Below are 16,634 nucleotides of genomic sequence, written 5' to 3'. Positions count from 1 at the left end.
TCGCATAGAAATAATCCACTTTTACCATACCGCCGATGGTGAGATCCCATCTGCTCGTCGCGCTGCCGGCGTAGCTCATGGCAGGAAGGGCGAGCATAACAGCGATAAACAAAATGACTACCTTTTTCATGCTTCCTCCTTCGCCTAAAATTTAGATACAGTCAAAAATCTGTATCCCGCTGCAACTACTAAGAAAAAATGGCCTCACCTCCTTCCATTAAAGCTTTTTAATCTTACTTATAGCAGCGTGCACGCAGACTGTCAAGAAAAAAATTAAATTTTTTTAATAAAAGCGCACAGGCTCTCTTTACATCTCCCCGGAAAAAGAGTAAAAAAAGCCATACCGTAGAATAAGCTGATTCTCAAAAGGAGCCGCTATGGAGAGCATCCACCGCATGGAGCCGAAGGACAGAATGATACTTGCCCTAGACCTGGAGCATTTTCAGGAAGCTCAAAAGCTTGTCAGAGAGTTCAAATATCACGTGGGCATGTTCAAGGTCGGCAAGCAGCTTTTCACCCACTGCGGCACCAAGATAATAGATTTCATCAAGATGAACCAGGCCAGGGTCTTTCTCGACCTTAAATACCATGACATACCGAATACCGTCTCCAAGGCCGGTATCGAGGCAATGAAGCTGGGTATCGACATGTTTAATGTACACGCGTCAGGCGGGTTCACCATGATGCAGGAGACACGGTCAGCACTCCAGGATGCGTCAAAAAAGCTCGTGCTGGAACGGCCGAAGATCATCGCGGTGACGGTGCTGACCAGCATAGATGACGCTGAGCTTCAAAAACTCGGTCTCGGGGTGACCGCAGCCGAATGGACACGCAAACTCACGCTGCTCACGAAGGAAGCGGGACTCGATGGCGTGGTAGCCTCGGGGCACGACATAGAAACGATCCGGTCGCTCTGCGGCAAGGATTTTATTATCGTCACCCCGGGCGTGCGCATCGGGGAGGGTAAAGACGACCAGAAGAGAACCATCACGCCCGGCGAGGCGATCCGGAAAGGGGCAACGTACATCGTGCTGGGAAGGACAGTCCTCACAGCCGCAAACCCGAAGGAGACGCTGAAACAGATTGAAAAGGAGATAGGGCGTGCTTCTTCTGGATAACAGGAACAGCATCCTCGAAGCGCTGCGCATTCACCCGACACAGGCGAAGAGATTATGGATAGAGGCCGGTTACGAGCGCACGGCAGACAGAATCATACATGAGGCCAGAAGGCTCGGCCTCTCTTTCCGGATCCTCCCTCACGAAGAATTCGCACGCCGTTTTAAAGGCAACCGATCGCACATCTGCCTTGAACGCGAGGCCTTCGCTTACGGGGATCCCGACCTCCTCCTCAAGGAGATCGTTTCTGCGGGGAGAACCTTCCTCGCGGCCTTTGACGGTATATCCGATCCGCAAAACCTGGGCAACGCCCTTCGAACAGCGGCCTGCCTCGGGACGGGCGCCGTCATCCTCCCGAAAGACAGGTCATGCGGTGTTACCGAAACCGTGAGCAGCATCGCCATGGGCGCAACAGAGCACGTACCAGTCGTACAGGTAGTCAACCTCCACAGATACCTTGAATCGCTGAAAGAAAAAAACGTCTTCTGTTTCGGCCTTGACGAACGGGGGGAGAAGAACATCTGGGAGCTCGACCTCACCATACCACTCTGCCTGGTCTTGGGAAGAGAAGAGGGAATGCGAAGGCTCACCCGGGAGACATGCGACGAGATCGCGCGCATACCCACCACAGGCAATTTCCCCAGCCTTAACGTTGCAACATCCTTCGCAATAGCCGCGTACGAAGTGGCAAGGCAGAGAAAGAAATCTCAATGTTGAATATCTAAATCCTAAACAAATCACAATATCTAATCATCTAAACGAACTTTCAGCCAAGCCTTCACTTAAGGTTTTGGAAATTTGACGTTGTTTGAGATTTCGACATTCGGATTTCGATATTCACGTGATGCCGGAAGACTTCACGTGCGGTAGGAGGCGTTGATTTTAATATAGTCGTACGTCAGATCGGTAGTGAACATATCATAAGAAGCTTTACCGTCGTGCAGGTCAACGACAAGCTCTAATTCGTGCTTATCCATTAATCGCTTCAGCTTCTCTTCTGAAAAAGGCACCTCAACGCCGCTCAGCGCCAGGCGTTCGCCCTGCAACACGATCTCTACCTTATCGGGCTTAATGGGAACGTTTGCATCGCCTGCTGCAGCAATGATCCTTCCCCAATTAGGGTCACAGCCGAAAAACGCGGTCTTTACGAGGGGTGACACAGAAATCCTGCGCGCCACCCTCTCTGCCACTTCTTTATTTTGGGCGCCGGCAACAGTGATGTGAATGACCTTTGTGGCTCCTTCACCGTCCCGCACAATCAGGAAGGAAAGCTCTTTCATGACGTCCAACAGATTCTCCTTGAATAGGGCCATGTCCGAGACCGGCTTTCCTCTGCGCCGCGAGAAGAGCATCACCGTGTCATTGGTGCTCGTGTCTCCGTCCACGCTTATTCGTTCAAAACTTTCGCGGCCCATGGCAGGGATCAACCTTTTGATCTGTTCGTCCGGCACCACGCAGTCGGTAAAGAGAAAAGAGAGCATCGTTGCAAAGAGCGGGTTGATCATGCCCGCGCCTTTCGCCACGCCTTCAATGCTGCCACCGTTCCTGCCGGGTATGGCCGCCTGCACCAGTTTCGGATACGTGTCAGTGGTCATAATCGCCCGCGCGAGCTGTTCTATGTTCTTTTCCCTGAGTCCTCGTTTAAGCGGGGGCAGAGCAGCGATTATTTTTTCGATCGGCAGCCTTTTCCCGATGACGCCGGTAGACGCAAAGAGAATCTCATCCTCTCGTATGGCCAGCTCGACCGCGAGCGCTGAGGCGATCTTCTCGAGATCGCGGATTCCATCATTCCCCGTGCACGCGTTGGCGCACCCGCTGTTGACGAGAAGGGCGCGGACATCTCCTTTCACCCTTTTCCTGTTGTAGAGAATGTGGGCTGCCTTGACTCTGTTCCTGGTGTAAAGCGCGGCCACCCGGGCGGGCTCCGAAAAATAGACGAGCCCCAGATCAAGGCCGGCCGGCTTCAACCCTGACGCAACACCGGAAAATAATATACCCTTCACGCGCTCACTCCTCCCGCATGCTTTTTGTGCTGTTTGACCTTGAGTCGCGACCCCACTGCGAACATGCAAAAATTAGCTATAATACGGGGAATCCACTAACAACACGGACCTCCGCACTCCGCTTTTCACCGGAGCGACGACCCGGAGGATCCTTTCACCACGTTCTGTCCCGCGAGCCTTGCGTCTTGCGCCGTAAGCCCACCTCACTTACTTGCGCCGCAGCACCTCTTGTATTTTTTACCGCTGCCACAGGGACAGGGATCGTTTCTTCCGATCTTCTTGCTCTTCTCGTGCTCGGGCTCCGGTCCATCAGACCGGTTCATGAACATGACCGGCATCTCCGGTTTCTCTATTTCCTGACGCGCCGGCTGGATGGCGAATAGTTTTCTCACCGTGTCCAGCTTTACGCGCTCCAGCATATCGAGGAATATCTCAAAACTCTCCCGCTGGTATTCGCGCAGCGGGTCCTTCTGGCCGTAGCCCCGAAGACCGATACCTTCCCGCAGATGATCGAGGGAAAGCAGATGCTCCTTCCAGTGCACGTCGAGAGAGCTCATGGCAATGTACTGTTCGATGCTGCGGAGTGTCTCCGCGCCGAACTCTTTCTCCTTGGCATCGTAGGCAGAGAGCATCGTTGTCTTCACTGCCTCGAGCAAGCCTGGCTTTGTCATCGACTTTATGTCCTGATGATCGAGATCGAAATGGAGGAAGAAGGTTTCAAATATCCTGTTCTTGAGAGAAGCCATATCCCACTCCTCGGGATAGACTTTCTCAGGAGCGCACTCACCGACAAACTCCTCGCAAAGTTCCTCAACCATCTCGAGTACGCGCTCCTTCATGTCGCCGTCACTCAGCATCTCCTTGCGCATGCCGTAAACGGTTTCCCGCTGCTTGTTCATCACATTGTCATATTCGAGGAGATATTTTCGTATTTCGAAATTGTGCCCCTCGACTCTGGTCTGCGCGTTTTCGATCGCCTTGGTGATCAGCTTGTGCTCGATCGGCATGTCTTCATCCATGCCCAGCTTGCCGAGAAGCGGCGATATTCGCTCGGAACCGAAAATGCGCATAATCTCATCTTCCAGCGAAACATAAAATCGTGACGAACCCGGATCTCCCTGGCGGCCTGCCCTGCCCCGAAGCTGATTATCGATGCGCCGCGATTCGTGCCGCTCCGTGCCCAGTATGTGCAATCCACCCAGCTTTATGACCGCCTCTTTTTCTTTTTCGCAGATCCGGCGGGCTTCCTCCAGCGCTTTGGCGTTCTCTTCCGCGCCCTCTTTTCCTTTGGCGATGGTCAAGGCAAGAAACGAGGGGTTGCCCCCGAGGAGAATGTCTGTGCCCCTGCCTGCCATGTTCGTCGATATGGTCACCGCCTTCAGGCGGCCTGCCTGCGCCACGATCTCAGCCTCGCGCTCATGCTGCTTCGCGTTCAGCACGTGGTGCGGGACACCCCTGCGCTTGAGCATCTCCGCCAACCGTTCCGACTTATCTATCGAGAGCGTGCCGACGAGCACCGGTCTGCCCGCCGCGTAGTGCTCCTCAATCTCCTTGGCAGCAGCCTTGAACTTTTCCTTCTCCGTCCGATAGACCACATCAGGATAATTGGTCCGGATGAGGGGTCTATTAGTGGGGATCACCACAACATCCAGGTTATAGATCTTCTTGAACTCCAGCGCCTCGGTATCCGCTGTACCGGTCATGCCTGCAAGCTTTTTGTACATGCGGAAAAAGTTCTGGAACGTGACCGTAGCGAGTGTCTGGTTTTCCCTCTCTATCTTCACGTTCTCCTTGGCTTCCAGCGCCTGGTGGAGCCCGTCGCTGAAGCGTCTTCCGGGCATGAGCCTGCCCGTGAACTCATCGACGATAATTACCTTGCCATCTTTTACGATGTAGTCCACGTCCCGCGCGAAGAGCTCGTGAGCCTTCAGCGCCTGGTTGATGTGATGGAGAAAATCGACATACTTGGGGTCGTAAAGATTGTCGACTTTCAGGATTTTCTCGACCCGGGCCACACCCTCCTCGGTGAGATAGGCACTTTTCGCCTTCTCATCTATCATGAAGTCCTTTTCTTTCTTCAACTGGTAGATGAGCCTGTTGATCTTGTAGTACTTGTCTGTCGACTCCTCTGCAGGTCCTGAAATGATGAGCGGCGTTCTGGCCTCGTCAATCAGGATGCTGTCCACTTCGTCAACGATTGCATAGTGGAACTCTCTCTGGACAAAGTCCTCAAGAGAATACTTCATGTTGTCCCGCAGATAATCGAACCCGAACTCATTGTTGGTGCCGTAGGTCACGTCCGACCCGTAGGCTCTCTTGCGCTCTTCATCGTCCAGATCGTTCACGATAACGCCGACGCTCAAGCCCAGGAATTTGTACACGGGACCCATCCATTCAGCGTCCCTCTTTGCAAGGTAATCGTTGACGGTCACCACGTGCACACCGTTGCCTTCGAGAGCGTTCAGATAGACTGGCAGCGTGGCGACGAGCGTCTTTCCTTCACCTGTAGCCATTTCAGCTATGTTTCCCTCGTGCAGAAAGATGCCGCCCACAAGCTGAGAATCGAAGTGACGCATATTCAGGATGCGGCGTGCCACTTCCCGGACTGCGGCAAATGCCTCGGGCAGAATGCGATCGAGCTCTTCACCGTTGTCGATGCGCTCTTTAAACTGAGGCGTGAGCGCCTGGAGCTGGGTATCGGTAAAGCCCTGCATCTTCGGTTCGAGAGCGTTTGCTGCCTCCACCAGAGGATGGATCCGCTTCAGCTCTCGCTCATTTTTTGTGCCGATAACTTTTTTTAGTATAGTTCCAATCATAAATAAATTTTACCATACGGGCGGCCACTACGCAAAAGCCGCCCACGGAACGAGGCTAGAGGCAAAAGGCCAAAGGAGAGTGGCTAAAAGACGCCTTAATTGACCTTTTGTCCTGGGGCCCTTTCACTTTTGACCTTGAGCCTGCAGTTAATCGTGTGCTTCGGCCCAGTGCTTCCCCGTGCCGAGCGAGACTTTGAGCGGTACAGCGAGCTCCAGCACATGCTCCATCTCGTGCTGCACGATCTCTTTCATTACAGGAAGCTCTTCCTCTTTCGCCTCGAAGACGAGCTCGTCGTGTATCTGGATAATCAGGCGCGACGCCATGCCTTCTTCTTTCATTCTCCTGTGTATCTTCACCATTGCCAGTTTTATGATGTCGGCTGCGGTGCCCTGGAGGGGTGTGTTTATCGCCGTTCTCTCGCCAAATTGGCGCACCGCCGTATCAGGGTTGCGGAGTTCAGGTATGCGCCTCGTTCTACCGAGCAGCGTCTTGACAAACCCACGCTCCCGAGCAAATTCAAGGGTGGCGTCTATATACGCCTGCACGCCTTTGTGGCGTTGGAAATAATCATCGATATAGATTTGCGCCTCTTTGGGCGAGACACCAAGCTCCTTGGCCAGGCCGAAGCCGCTTATGCCGTAGACCACGCCAAAATTGATAACCTTCGCGGTGCGCCTCATTTCGGACGTGACGCCGGAGGGCTCAACCCTGAAGACTTCGCGTGCCACACGGGAATGAATGTCTTCCTCTTTTGAAAAAGCCTCCAGGAGCAGCTCGTCTCTCGACATATGAGCAAGCACCCTCAGCTCTATCTGAGAGTAATCGGCCGACAGAAGAACAAAGCCGTCATCGGCAACAAATGCCTCGCGTATTTTCCGTCCCTCGTCTCCCCTCACGGGGATGTTCTGCAGGTTGGGATCAGAGCTGCTCAACCTTCCGGTCGCAGCTACCATCTGATTAAATGACGCGTGGATGCGCCCTGTTTCGCTGTTTATAAGCGTTGGCAGGACGTCGATATAGGTGTTCTTCAGCTTGCTGAGCGTCCTGTACTGGAGCACTTCCGAAGGCAGGCCGTGGAGAGGCGCGAGCATCTGGAGCACCTCGTTGTCGGTTGAGTAGGCAGTCTTTGTCTTTTTGCCCGTGGGAAGATTCAGCTTATCAAAAAGAATGCGGCCCAACTGTTGCGGGGAATTTATGTTAAAGCTCTCCCCTGCGAGATCGTAAACTTTTTTCACGATGACGTTAAGCCTGTTGTCAAAGTCAACGGAAAGAGCAAGCAACGCTTGTCTATCCACCTTGACCCCGCGAAATTCCATGTCTGCAAGTACTTCAACAAGGGGCATCTCAACGTCGTAAAAAAGCGGCAGGAGTCCATCCTCTTCCATGCGCCCGGATAGCACCCTTGCCAGTTCAGGAAGAAGGAAAGCCCGCTCTCGCACCAATTCCGCAGGGCTCTGACCGGACGACGACGCATCGAGAAACTCCTCCAGCAATCCGTCGATCCCGTACTCCTTCCTCAACGGATTTATCAGATAAGCGGCGAGCATGGTGTCTATGAATGGGGCTCGCGTCGCCCCCTCCCCCGCACCCGCACGCGGGTACCCGGCCGTCGGAGCCTCCCCTCCACCCACTGACGTGGGTACCCGGGAGCCGTGCTCGCTAGATAGACTCGCATTGGCTCGGCGGTGTAGATCTACGCCTGCTTTCTTTGCCAGTACGAGGAGGGGCTTGAGGCTGTGGGCTATGGTCTGGCCCGATGCGGCCATGATATCGAACAGCTCTGCCTCTCTGCGGGAAAAGAAGACCTTCTCGCCATCCGAGGCTGCAAAGGCTTCAAAGTACACCTGATACGCGCCCTTCCCCTGCAGTTCGGCGGCGATTGCGATAGACTCCTTATTCAGCTCTCCGGATGTTCCCTCCTTCCACCCCTTTGTTCCGTTGCCCTCCTGCTTCAGCTCGCGGTAGAGGTTTGTGAATTCAAGCTCTCTGTAGAGCCTCCGAAGCGCTTGCGTGTCGGGCTCCTTCATCGTAAGGTCTGAGGTCGACCTGCTGAGAGGAACGTCTAACCGAATGGTCGCCAGCTGTTTGCTCAAGAAGGCGTTATCCCTGTTTGCCTTCAACTTTGCTTTCACCGCCTGCTTGCTTATCTCTTCGATATGCTCGTAAATCTCCTCTATGGTGCCAAAGGCATTCACCAGTTCCCGGGCGGTCTTTTCTCCAATGCCGTAGACACCCGGTATGTTGTCAATCGCGTCGCCGCAGAGAGCAAGAAAATCTCGTATCAACGCAGGCTTCACGCCGAATTTCTCGGTGACCTCCTGTTCTCCCAGGACAGCGCTCTTCATGCTGTCAAACACGAAAATATTGCCGGCGACGAACTGCATCATGTCCTTATCGCCCGTCACAATATAGAGCTCGACGTCGCTGCCTTTCAGCTTTTCCACCAGCGTGCCTATCACGTCGTCCGCTTCGACGCCCTCTTCTTCGAGCAGGGGGATGCCCATGGCTTCTACAATTTTTTTCACGTAGGGGATCTGGACCGGCATGTTGGCAGGCATCGGAGCGCGTGTTGCCTTGTATTCTTTGAATATCTCCTCCCGGAAAGAGGGAGCTTTTGAATCGAAAATTGCGATCACGTCGTCCGGCTTCTGTTCATTGACGAGTTTCCGGAGCATGTTCGTGAACGCATAGGTAGCGTTCGTCGGCACACCTTTGGAATTGGCAAGGTATGGTGTCGCGTGATACGCGCGATAAAGATACGAGTGCCCGTCGATGAGGAAGATTCGCTTTGCTTCAGCCATGTAAAACCTCGTTATGAGAAAAACTGTTGCGGGTTACGTGTTACGGGCTACAAACAGAACCACGTTACGAGTTACACGCATTGGACAGATGCATTGGCCCTTGAACCCGTAACTCGGAACCCGGAACTCGTAACGGGTTTCTGCCTGTCACGCATTCGCGGGAACGTAACTGCAGTACGGCTCCTCCTGCAGGACATCGCCCTTTAATTCCAAAGCGCGCGCCCTGCACCCACCGCAGATCCGGAGGTACTTGCAGGATCCGCATTTTCCCTTGTAGCCACGCAGATCCCGGATGGCATTGAATACGGGTGAGCCTTCCCAGACTTTTTGTACCCCTTCCTTTCTCACATCTCCGGAGGCCATCTCCAGATAACCGCAAGGTTGCGCGATGCCCTGATGGGAAATAAAAAGAAAGCTTTTGCCGGCCAGACAGCCGGCGCTTTTCGGCGTATCTCCTTTTTCCTTTACGATCCTGTAGTAGTGAGGCGCGCATGTCACCTTCATCTCCAGTTCATTCCTTGTCTCGATGGAATAGAGCCACTGGAGCACATCTTCATACATCCTCGCGTTGAGCTCTTCCCCTTTCAATCCCTCGCCCCTGCCCACGGGGACAAGCAGAAACACGTGCCATGCCACAGCGCCAAGGCTTTTGACCAGCTCGTAAATCTCCGAAAGATGATCGACATTGAGGCGTGTTACGGTCGTATTGATCTGAAAAGGCAGACCCACCCTGTTAAGGATCTTCGCCGCGCGCATGACCGATGCGAATGAACCAGCCACCCCCCTGAAGCTGTCATGACTTTCCGCGTTGTTACCATCCAGGCTCATGGAGACCCGCATGATACCCGAATCCCGCAGCCGCTCGGCCACCGGCTCCTCTACCAAGGTTCCATTCACGGCGATCACAAGCCTGAGCCCTTTCTGGCGTCCGTACTCTATGATTTCAAAAATATCCTCTCTCAGCAAGGGCTCGCCACCCGTCAGGATAATCGTCGGGCTCGCGAACGAGGCAATGCTGTCGAGCACATTCTTGCACTCCTCTGTTGTCAGTTCTCCCTCAAACGGGCCGCAGCTGGCACGGGCGCGGCAGTGGATACAGTTCAGGTTGCAGTTGCGGGTCAGCTCCCACGCAACCATTCTGAGCGGCGGCCCGCCCGAGCCTTGAGTTTCAGGACCGTGAGCTGTGAGCCGTGAGCTGTGAGCAGGCTCTTCTTTCACATCTTTTGTCTCAGGATTGGATGTCTTGCTTTTCATGACCCCTGACCGATGCCCCATGACCCTATCTTGGTAGCCATTCTGCCAGATCCTTCGCAAAGTAAGTGATGATGATATCAGCGCCTGCCCGCCGTATGGCAAGGGTCGATTCGGTCACGATCCTCTGGTAGTCCAGATAGCCCATAGACGCGGCAGTCTTTATCATCGTGTACTCTCCACTCACCGAGTAAGCAGCCAGGGGCCGGTTGATCTCTTTACGCGCACAAGCAAGTATGTCAAGGTAGAAGAGGGCCGGCTTCACCATAATGATATCGGCTCCCTCTTCGACATCCAGCGCTATTTCCCGCAGAGCCTCTCTTTGATTTGGCGGGTCCATCTGGTAGCTCCTCCGGTCGCCGAACTGCGGTGTCGATTCCGCAGCGTCCCTGAACGGACTGTAGAGACCCGATGCGTACTTCGCCGCATAACTCATGATGGGAATGTGATAAAACCCCTTTTCATCGAGGAGCTGCCGGACGGCTCTTACTCTTCCGTCCATCATGTCCGAGGGAGCAACAACATCAGCGCCGGCCTCGACCTGCGCAAGGGCCGATCGTGCAAGAATCTTCAACGTCTCATCGTTGTCCACGTCGCCATCCCTGATGATGCCGCAGTGACCGTGGCTGGTGTATTCGCAGAGGCAGAGATCTGTGATCACAAGGATATCCGAACCGAACCTCTTTTTGATCTCCCTCACAGCCTTCTGTACAATGCCCTGTTCGTCGAAAGCAGCGCTACCGATTTCGTCCTTGTGCTCGGGCACTCCGAACAGGAGAACTGCCGGAAGGGAAAGGCTCTTCACCTGTTCAACCTCCTTCAGGAGGCCGTCTATGGAAAACTGATGTACGCCCGGCATTGAGGGAATGGGAATACGTTCGTCTGCCATCTCTTTTACGAAGAGCGGGTAGACAAGATGCTGCCGGGTCATCTCAGTCTCCTGGATCAACCCCCGGAGCTTTTCGTTTCTTCTCAGTCTTCTTGGTCGGTATTCGGGAAATGGCATCAGCGCACCTTCCGTTGCAGTGAAGTAGGGGTCTATTATAGCATGAAAAGAATTGTTACGGACTGCGGGTCGAACGGATCAATCGGTATGTTCCTTTTCCAAATTCTAAATTCTAAGCACGAAATTCTAAACAATATCTAATCACCTGATATCCAATGTCCTAAAACACTACACTTCATCTACCGGACCGCTCCTAAGTTTAGACATTTTGAACATTGTAATTTGTTCAGGATTTCGATCACCCGCAAGGCGGGTACCCGGGATTTAGAATTTAAACCGGTGCGGTTCACGGCTCACCTGTCTCTGTCCTTAACGGACTGCGCTGAGAAAGGCGAGCAGGCCCAGCACCATCACGATCGTGCCCGAGATCCGATTTGTCCAGCGGATCGTCCCCGGGGTCAATTTCCTGTGAAGCAGGCTCACGCATCCGGTAAGAAGGAACCACCAGAGCACCGCTCCTGCCAGCACGCCCGCAATGAGCAGAATCAGGGAGGGATAATCGAGACGGCTCAATGTCACACCGAGACTCGTGAACAGGGCCACAAAAAAGAGAATGGTCACGGGGTTGATGAGGGTAAGAAGAAAGGTAGAGACGTAGATATGGGCGACATCCTGCCCTGTCACCGCGCAGGACCTTTCCACCGGCTTTGAAAGAAAGATCCTGAACCCGAGGAAAACAAGCCCGCAGGCGCCGACAATACTGATACCCAGCGCCTGCTCCTCGAGAAATTTCGAAACAAACGTGAAACCGAAGCCTGCGATGACGCAGAAAACCATGTCTGCCGTGGCAGCGCCGAGACCGCAGACAAACCCGCGCAATCTGCCTTCCGTCAATGAACGGTTTATGCAAAGAAGCCCGATGGGTCCTAAAGGCGCTGAAACCGCCGCCCCTATGATAAGACCCTTGAGGAAAAAGGCAAGATGCATGCTGGTAGAATGGCCTTTCAGCCGGGTAGACTCTATCAGAGGCTTTGCGTTCTTGTCAACGTGGGCGGCACGAGGACTGCCCGTTGTTGACTCTAAACTTCCTTTTTGCTATCGTGGTACGAAACCGCGGGAAAAACAGCACAAAATGGAGAGCGTAGAGATTGTCAGCATCGACCGGACCGACAAGAGATTCTGCGTATCCTTTCCCCTCAAAAATCAGTCGCTCTTCGATTCCCTTAAAACATTCGGCATACGAATGCCTCTTCTGCTCCTCGATACGAAGCCGCATCGTGTCGTCACAGGCTTCAGGAGGCTCGAGGCGTCTTGCCGTCTCGGGCTGACAAGGGTGCCGTGCATCATCATGAGCATGAACGAAAAGGACGCGTTGTTGACCGCAATCAACGACAATATCGCAAGACCCCTCAACATTGTCGAGGGTGCGCTGGCACTCGAAAAGATGTTGCGGTTTGGCTTCCTGCTTGATGAGATTTACGCGACGATGAAACTCCTCGGTTACGAACCCCACGAGAAGCTTCTGGGAAAGCTCGTGGAGGTTGCCCGTAGTGATGACGGCGTAAAGGAATTCCTTGTCAGGCAGAGAGCCAACATGACCCATGTGGAGCTCCTCCTGGGATTCAGCAGCGCCGAACGCAGGAGTGTGATCGCGTTTCTTGGCGATATGCACATGACCTCAAGCCAACTGAGAGAAATCTTCCAACTCCTTCTCCTGGTGAGACTTAAAGAAGGGAAGATCCTGTTCGAAGAGTACCCCTCTCTTGACAACGCGGATGCTATGAAACTGTTTCTCAAGAAAAGAACTCACCCGACCCTTGCCGGCCTCGAGCAGCAACTGAGAGAGACACTGCAGGCGGCAAGCCTCCCCCCTCAGGTCTCTGTGAAGGTTGACCCCTTCTTCGAAAAGGATTGGGTGGACATCGGCATAAAAGCGCGGAACGTAACCCATGTGAAAGAAGCAATCAAAAGCCTGGATACCTTCATCGAGACAGGCCGCCTCAGGAGCATACTTGAACTTACCAAAGGTACGCACAGAAACTAGAGGGAACCTGGTAAGGAATTGCCCCGGAACCAGGAATCACATCTGCTGCGGCTACAAGACGATCGACCTGGTCGAGGGCTGCATGCTCTCCTGCTCCTACTGCGTACTCAGGGCCTATCTGAACGGACCGTCCATCAATGTTCATGACGACACCTCGTACATACTGGCCCAGGTTGATGAGATGATAGACGCACACAAGGGTTCTGTGCCGCGATTCGGAACGGGCGAGCTGGGCGACAGCCTGGCCCTGGAGAGGGAGCTTGGGCTTCACCGGCCGCTCATCGAATTTTTTGGCCGGAAAAAAAGGGCACTGCTAGAGCTCAAATCAAAGTGGGCCTCCATCCGGCCCGTGGAAGACATTCTCAATCCTTATACAGTCGTCTCTTTTTCTCTTGCTCCTGCGAGCATCGTCGCCCAGGAAGAAAGGAGGACGAGCCCTGTACACAGGCGTCTCAAGGTTTTGAAACGGGCGCAGGAACTGGGAGTCTTCGTGGGTCTTCATTTCGATCCCATCATCATGTATCCGGGTTTTGAGCAGGATTACGCAGAACTGATCAATGAGATTGCCCGTACGCTAGACCTGAAACGGGTGCTCTGGGTCAGCATGGGGCTTCTCAGGTTCATGCCGAGACTGTACACTATCTTTCTTCTGGAGCAACGGCGTAATCTCCTGCATGGGGAGTTCATCCGGGGGGAGGATGGTAAGTATCGCTACCTGAAGAGTGAGCGCATCAGGGTTTACAAGATGCTCTACGATCAGCTGAAGAGCAAGGAAGGCGAACTCTTCATCTATCTTTGCATGGAGCGTCCGGATGTGTGGCTGGAAGGGACAGGCGTCAAAGTGACAACTACTGAAGAGCTTATCAGGCTCTTCGATGCAAGAATAAAAAAACTCTATGGGGGTGCCTTATGAGGTTCAAGGGAAAGAGCGTTTTCATAACGGGCGGAGCACGGGGGCTGGGAAAAGAGCTTGCGAAAGCTTTCCTGGATGAAGGCGCCTCTGTAGGAGTTAACGGGAGAAGTGGAGAGAGTATCGCCCGGTTCGAGGAGGAGATGAAAGGCCGGTCCGCGCTGGCAGTGGCCGCGGATATAAGCGCCTACGAACAAATGGAAGGTGCGCTTAAAAAAGTTGTCGAAACGTGGGGAAAAATTGATATACTCATACACAACGCCGGCATTGTAAATCCTCTTGCACCTGCAGAAAAGATCAAGAAAGAGGATTTTGACAGAGTAATTGACACCAACGTGAAAGGGGCATTTTATACGCTCCAGATCTTCGGCAGGAAAATGATGGAGCAGGGCTCCGGAAGGATTGTCACTATTTCGTCGCAGGTATCCTTATTCGGAGAGAAGGGTTTCCTGCCTTACACGATCAGTAAGGCTGCATTGAATGTAATGACCAGCACACTGGCGTACGAGTGGTCAAAAAAGGGGGTTACTGTCTGTTCTCTGGCGCCGGGATTCATCAAGGGCGGCATGAATGAAGCGCTGATCCGCAAACAGCCATTCGTAGACCACCTCTCCGCCAGAACCCCTCTCGGGAGGATGGCTTCGGTTGAAGAGTTTGTCGCGGCTGTGTTGTTCCTGGCTTCAGATCAGGCGCAATACGTGAACGGGACCACGGTGGTAATGGACGGCGGCATGACAGGCTACACCCAGGAACCGCTCCTCGACTTCATAACAAAGGGCAAGTAGTGGACATCGTACCTTTCATCGTATTGACATTCAACTCCCGCTTTATCATGCGGTGGGTGTGGGGCGGCCTGGTATTGTTTATCCCGGTCATCAACTTCCTGTCCCTGGGCTATCTTGCCAAGACGTCGAATCTCCTCATGATCGGGGGCATAGGCCTGCCCACGTGGGAGGAGCGCCGCGACATATGGAGGGATGGTGCAAAGCTCTTGTATATCTTTATTCTTTACGAGGCACTGCCCAGCTTTCTTTTTTCCTGCGGCTTCTTCCTCGCCGCCTTCGGGAATTTCGTTACTGCCTTTTTGGGACTGATCCTGAAGTGGGCCGCGGCTCTCACTTTCGTCGGCTGCTCTTTTTTTCTTCCCTTCGGCTTCTGCTCCTTTGCCAAGAACAAAGAGGTGCGGGATGCATTCGAATTCGAGCAGATAGCCGTTGCCGTAAAAGAGGTTCTGCCGCATTACGTGCTGGGATTTGTCATCACCGCAGCCTGCCTTTATGTCACCTATAAGCTGCACCGCATTCCCTTCCTTATAGGGTTTGCCCTTTCGTCGGTCCTCACCTTTTATGTGTGCCTCGTAGCCGCATACTACTACACCCAACTCTATCGGGGCACCAGTGTTGCTGCGGCAAAAACAGGTGAATAAGAACCCCGCCTCTTCAGGCTCCAGACTAATCAGCCTGGACATTCAAAAAGAACCTGCGCCGATTACCGTCCTCTCACAAAGATTCGGTAAAGGGAGTCGCTTGTGCGCGGCAAAGCCTGATGCACTCAGATGTGCTGCATGCGCTGGTTGCCCGATAAAACAGGTCTCTAGAGGAGCGCGGTTGAAGAGGCGTGGCTTTTCCTATAAAATGTACTCTGGGTGGGCTTTGAACCGAGAGTCCTGCGGGCAAGCCAATCTTCAAGGGCGGTAGCTTATAAAAATTCAGAAAATAGATAGAACACGAGCGTCTTCAGCGCTCACCTATACGAATCATCGGTTCATTGGTTTATAAAAAAGCAGGGGCGGTGTAATCGCAACCTGAGAAATCAAGGCGAACACCCGCGAACAGATACTCAAAGGAATCGGAACGCAGAAGAAGGGGAAGAAATGCATCCACTTCTGCGCCCTGACAAGAGCCTGCAAAGGGTCGCTAGGGAATGACCAGAAAAGATGAGTCCGTATTTGTTGCCGGCGGAACAGGCATGGTGGGGTCTGCTATCATCCGAAGGCTCGTCGCTGAGGGATACACCAGTATCGTCAGTAACTACCACAGCAGGAGGGCAGCCCCCGGGCTTCCAACGTCGGTCACCTTTTTTCCTCTTGACCTGACACAACAAAGCGAGACCGAACAGTTCTTTGAATCGGCGCGCCCTCGACACATCTATCTGGCCGCTGCAAGGGTGGGGGGTATCCTTGCTAATGAGACCTACCCTGCGCAATTTATTTACGACAACATCATGATCGCGACTAACGTGATCAACGCGGCGTACAGGTCTGGAGCAATAAAGCTACTTAACCTGGGCTCTTCATGTATCTATCCAAAGTTCGCCCTCCAGCCGATGAAAGAGGAATACCTCCTCACCAGCGTCCTTGAGCCTACCAACGAAGCTTACGCCATAGCGAAAATCGCAGCCATTAAGCTCTGCCGGTATTACAACGAACAGTACGGAACCAACTTTTTGTCAGTGATGCCCACCAATCTCTACGGACCTCACGACAACTTTAATCTGGAAACAGCCCACGTATTGCCTGCCCTCATCAGGAAATTTCACCTGGCGAAGCTGCTGGATGCCGGAGATTTGGAGGGGCTACGCGCGGACCTCAAGCAGCGTGCCCTCGGGTTCGGCCTCGATGAGATGATAAAGCTCGACGATGACGATTCCATCGTGTCAGCGCTTGCATCAGTGGGCGTCACACGGGAATATGTCGTGCTCTGGGGTAGTGGCGAGCCATACCGTGAGTTTCTCCACGTGGATGACC

13 protein-coding genes are annotated in these 16,634 nt (G+C 53.5%); 7 read left to right on the top strand and 6 right to left on the bottom strand.

Annotated elements, in window-relative coordinates:
• Positions 1 to 377: 377 nt before the first annotated feature.
• Together pyrF and VMT71_01595 are read left to right on the top strand one after the other, a co-directional pair.
• Positions 378 to 1,118, top strand: coding sequence for an orotidine-5'-phosphate decarboxylase (gene pyrF, locus VMT71_01600; protein ID HVN22637.1), 741 nt, complete (start codon positions 378 to 380; stop codon positions 1,116 to 1,118).
• On the top strand, positions 1,102 to 1,833 hold the full coding sequence (locus VMT71_01595) for an RNA methyltransferase (GenBank protein HVN22636.1): 732 nt from the start codon (positions 1,102 to 1,104) through the stop codon (positions 1,831 to 1,833). The genes pyrF and VMT71_01595 overlap by 17 nt, the downstream gene beginning before the upstream one ends.
• 140 nt (positions 1,834 to 1,973) lie before the next feature.
• Here the strand turns inward: VMT71_01595 and argJ are convergent, their stop codons facing one another.
• The 6 genes from argJ to VMT71_01565 all read right to left on the bottom strand — a co-directional run bounded on the left by argJ (position 1,974) and on the right by VMT71_01565 (position 11,921).
• Positions 1,974 to 3,119, bottom strand: a complete 1,146-nt coding sequence (argJ, locus tag VMT71_01590) for a bifunctional glutamate N-acetyltransferase/amino-acid acetyltransferase ArgJ (protein ID HVN22635.1) — start codon at positions 3,117 to 3,119, stop codon at positions 1,974 to 1,976.
• 203 nt (positions 3,120 to 3,322) lie between these two features.
• Positions 3,323 to 5,935: a preprotein translocase subunit SecA gene (gene secA / locus VMT71_01585; GenBank protein ID HVN22634.1), complete on the bottom strand. Its 2,613-nt coding sequence runs from the start codon at positions 5,933 to 5,935 to the stop codon at positions 3,323 to 3,325.
• Positions 5,936 to 6,082: 147 nt separating this feature from the next.
• Complete coding sequence (gene polA / locus VMT71_01580) at positions 6,083 to 8,737, bottom strand: DNA polymerase I (protein HVN22633.1); 2,655 nt, start codon at positions 8,735 to 8,737, stop codon at positions 6,083 to 6,085.
• A gap of 147 nt (positions 8,738 to 8,884) precedes the next feature.
• A complete protein-coding gene (locus VMT71_01575) occupies positions 8,885 to 9,991 on the bottom strand; it encodes a radical SAM protein (GenBank protein HVN22632.1) in 1,107 nt (368 codons plus the stop codon).
• 25 nt (positions 9,992 to 10,016) lie between these two features.
• On the bottom strand, positions 10,017 to 10,994 hold the full coding sequence (hemB, locus tag VMT71_01570) for a porphobilinogen synthase (protein HVN22631.1): 978 nt from the start codon (positions 10,992 to 10,994) through the stop codon (positions 10,017 to 10,019).
• A gap of 309 nt (positions 10,995 to 11,303) precedes the next feature.
• Positions 11,304 to 11,921 carry a LysE family transporter gene (locus tag VMT71_01565; protein ID HVN22630.1) on the bottom strand — a complete coding sequence of 206 codons (618 nt, stop codon included), beginning with the start codon at positions 11,919 to 11,921 and terminating at the stop codon, positions 11,304 to 11,306.
• Between VMT71_01565 and VMT71_01560 the strand changes: the two genes are divergently transcribed.
• From VMT71_01560 to VMT71_01540, 5 genes are all read left to right on the top strand, one after another.
• Positions 11,920 to 12,978, top strand: coding sequence for a ParB/RepB/Spo0J family partition protein (locus tag VMT71_01560; protein HVN22629.1), 1,059 nt, complete (start codon positions 11,920 to 11,922; stop codon positions 12,976 to 12,978). The genes VMT71_01565 and VMT71_01560 overlap by 2 nt on opposite strands.
• The gene (locus VMT71_01555; protein HVN22628.1) at positions 12,947 to 13,891 is read left to right on the top strand and encodes a radical SAM protein; all 945 of its coding nucleotides are present in this window, start codon (positions 12,947 to 12,949) and stop codon (positions 13,889 to 13,891) included. The genes VMT71_01560 and VMT71_01555 overlap by 32 nt, the downstream gene beginning before the upstream one ends.
• Entirely contained in the window at positions 13,888 to 14,673 is a 786-nt protein-coding gene (locus VMT71_01550; protein HVN22627.1) for an SDR family NAD(P)-dependent oxidoreductase, read from the top strand. The genes VMT71_01555 and VMT71_01550 overlap by 4 nt, the downstream gene beginning before the upstream one ends.
• On the top strand, positions 14,673 to 15,314 hold the full coding sequence (locus VMT71_01545) for a DUF4013 domain-containing protein (protein HVN22626.1): 642 nt from the start codon (positions 14,673 to 14,675) through the stop codon (positions 15,312 to 15,314). Before VMT71_01550 ends, VMT71_01545 begins: the two co-directional genes overlap by 1 nt.
• A gap of 497 nt (positions 15,315 to 15,811) precedes the next feature.
• A partial coding sequence (locus VMT71_01540; protein HVN22625.1) for an NAD-dependent epimerase/dehydratase family protein occupies positions 15,812 to 16,634 on the top strand: 823 nt, incomplete at its 3' end.

The sequence above is a fragment of the Syntrophorhabdales bacterium genome (genome assembly GCA_035541455.1).
In the GTDB taxonomy this organism is placed as follows: Bacteria; Desulfobacterota; Syntrophorhabdia; order Syntrophorhabdales; family WCHB1-27; genus JADGQN01.
This window is presented reverse-complemented; position numbering and strand designations above follow the sequence as displayed.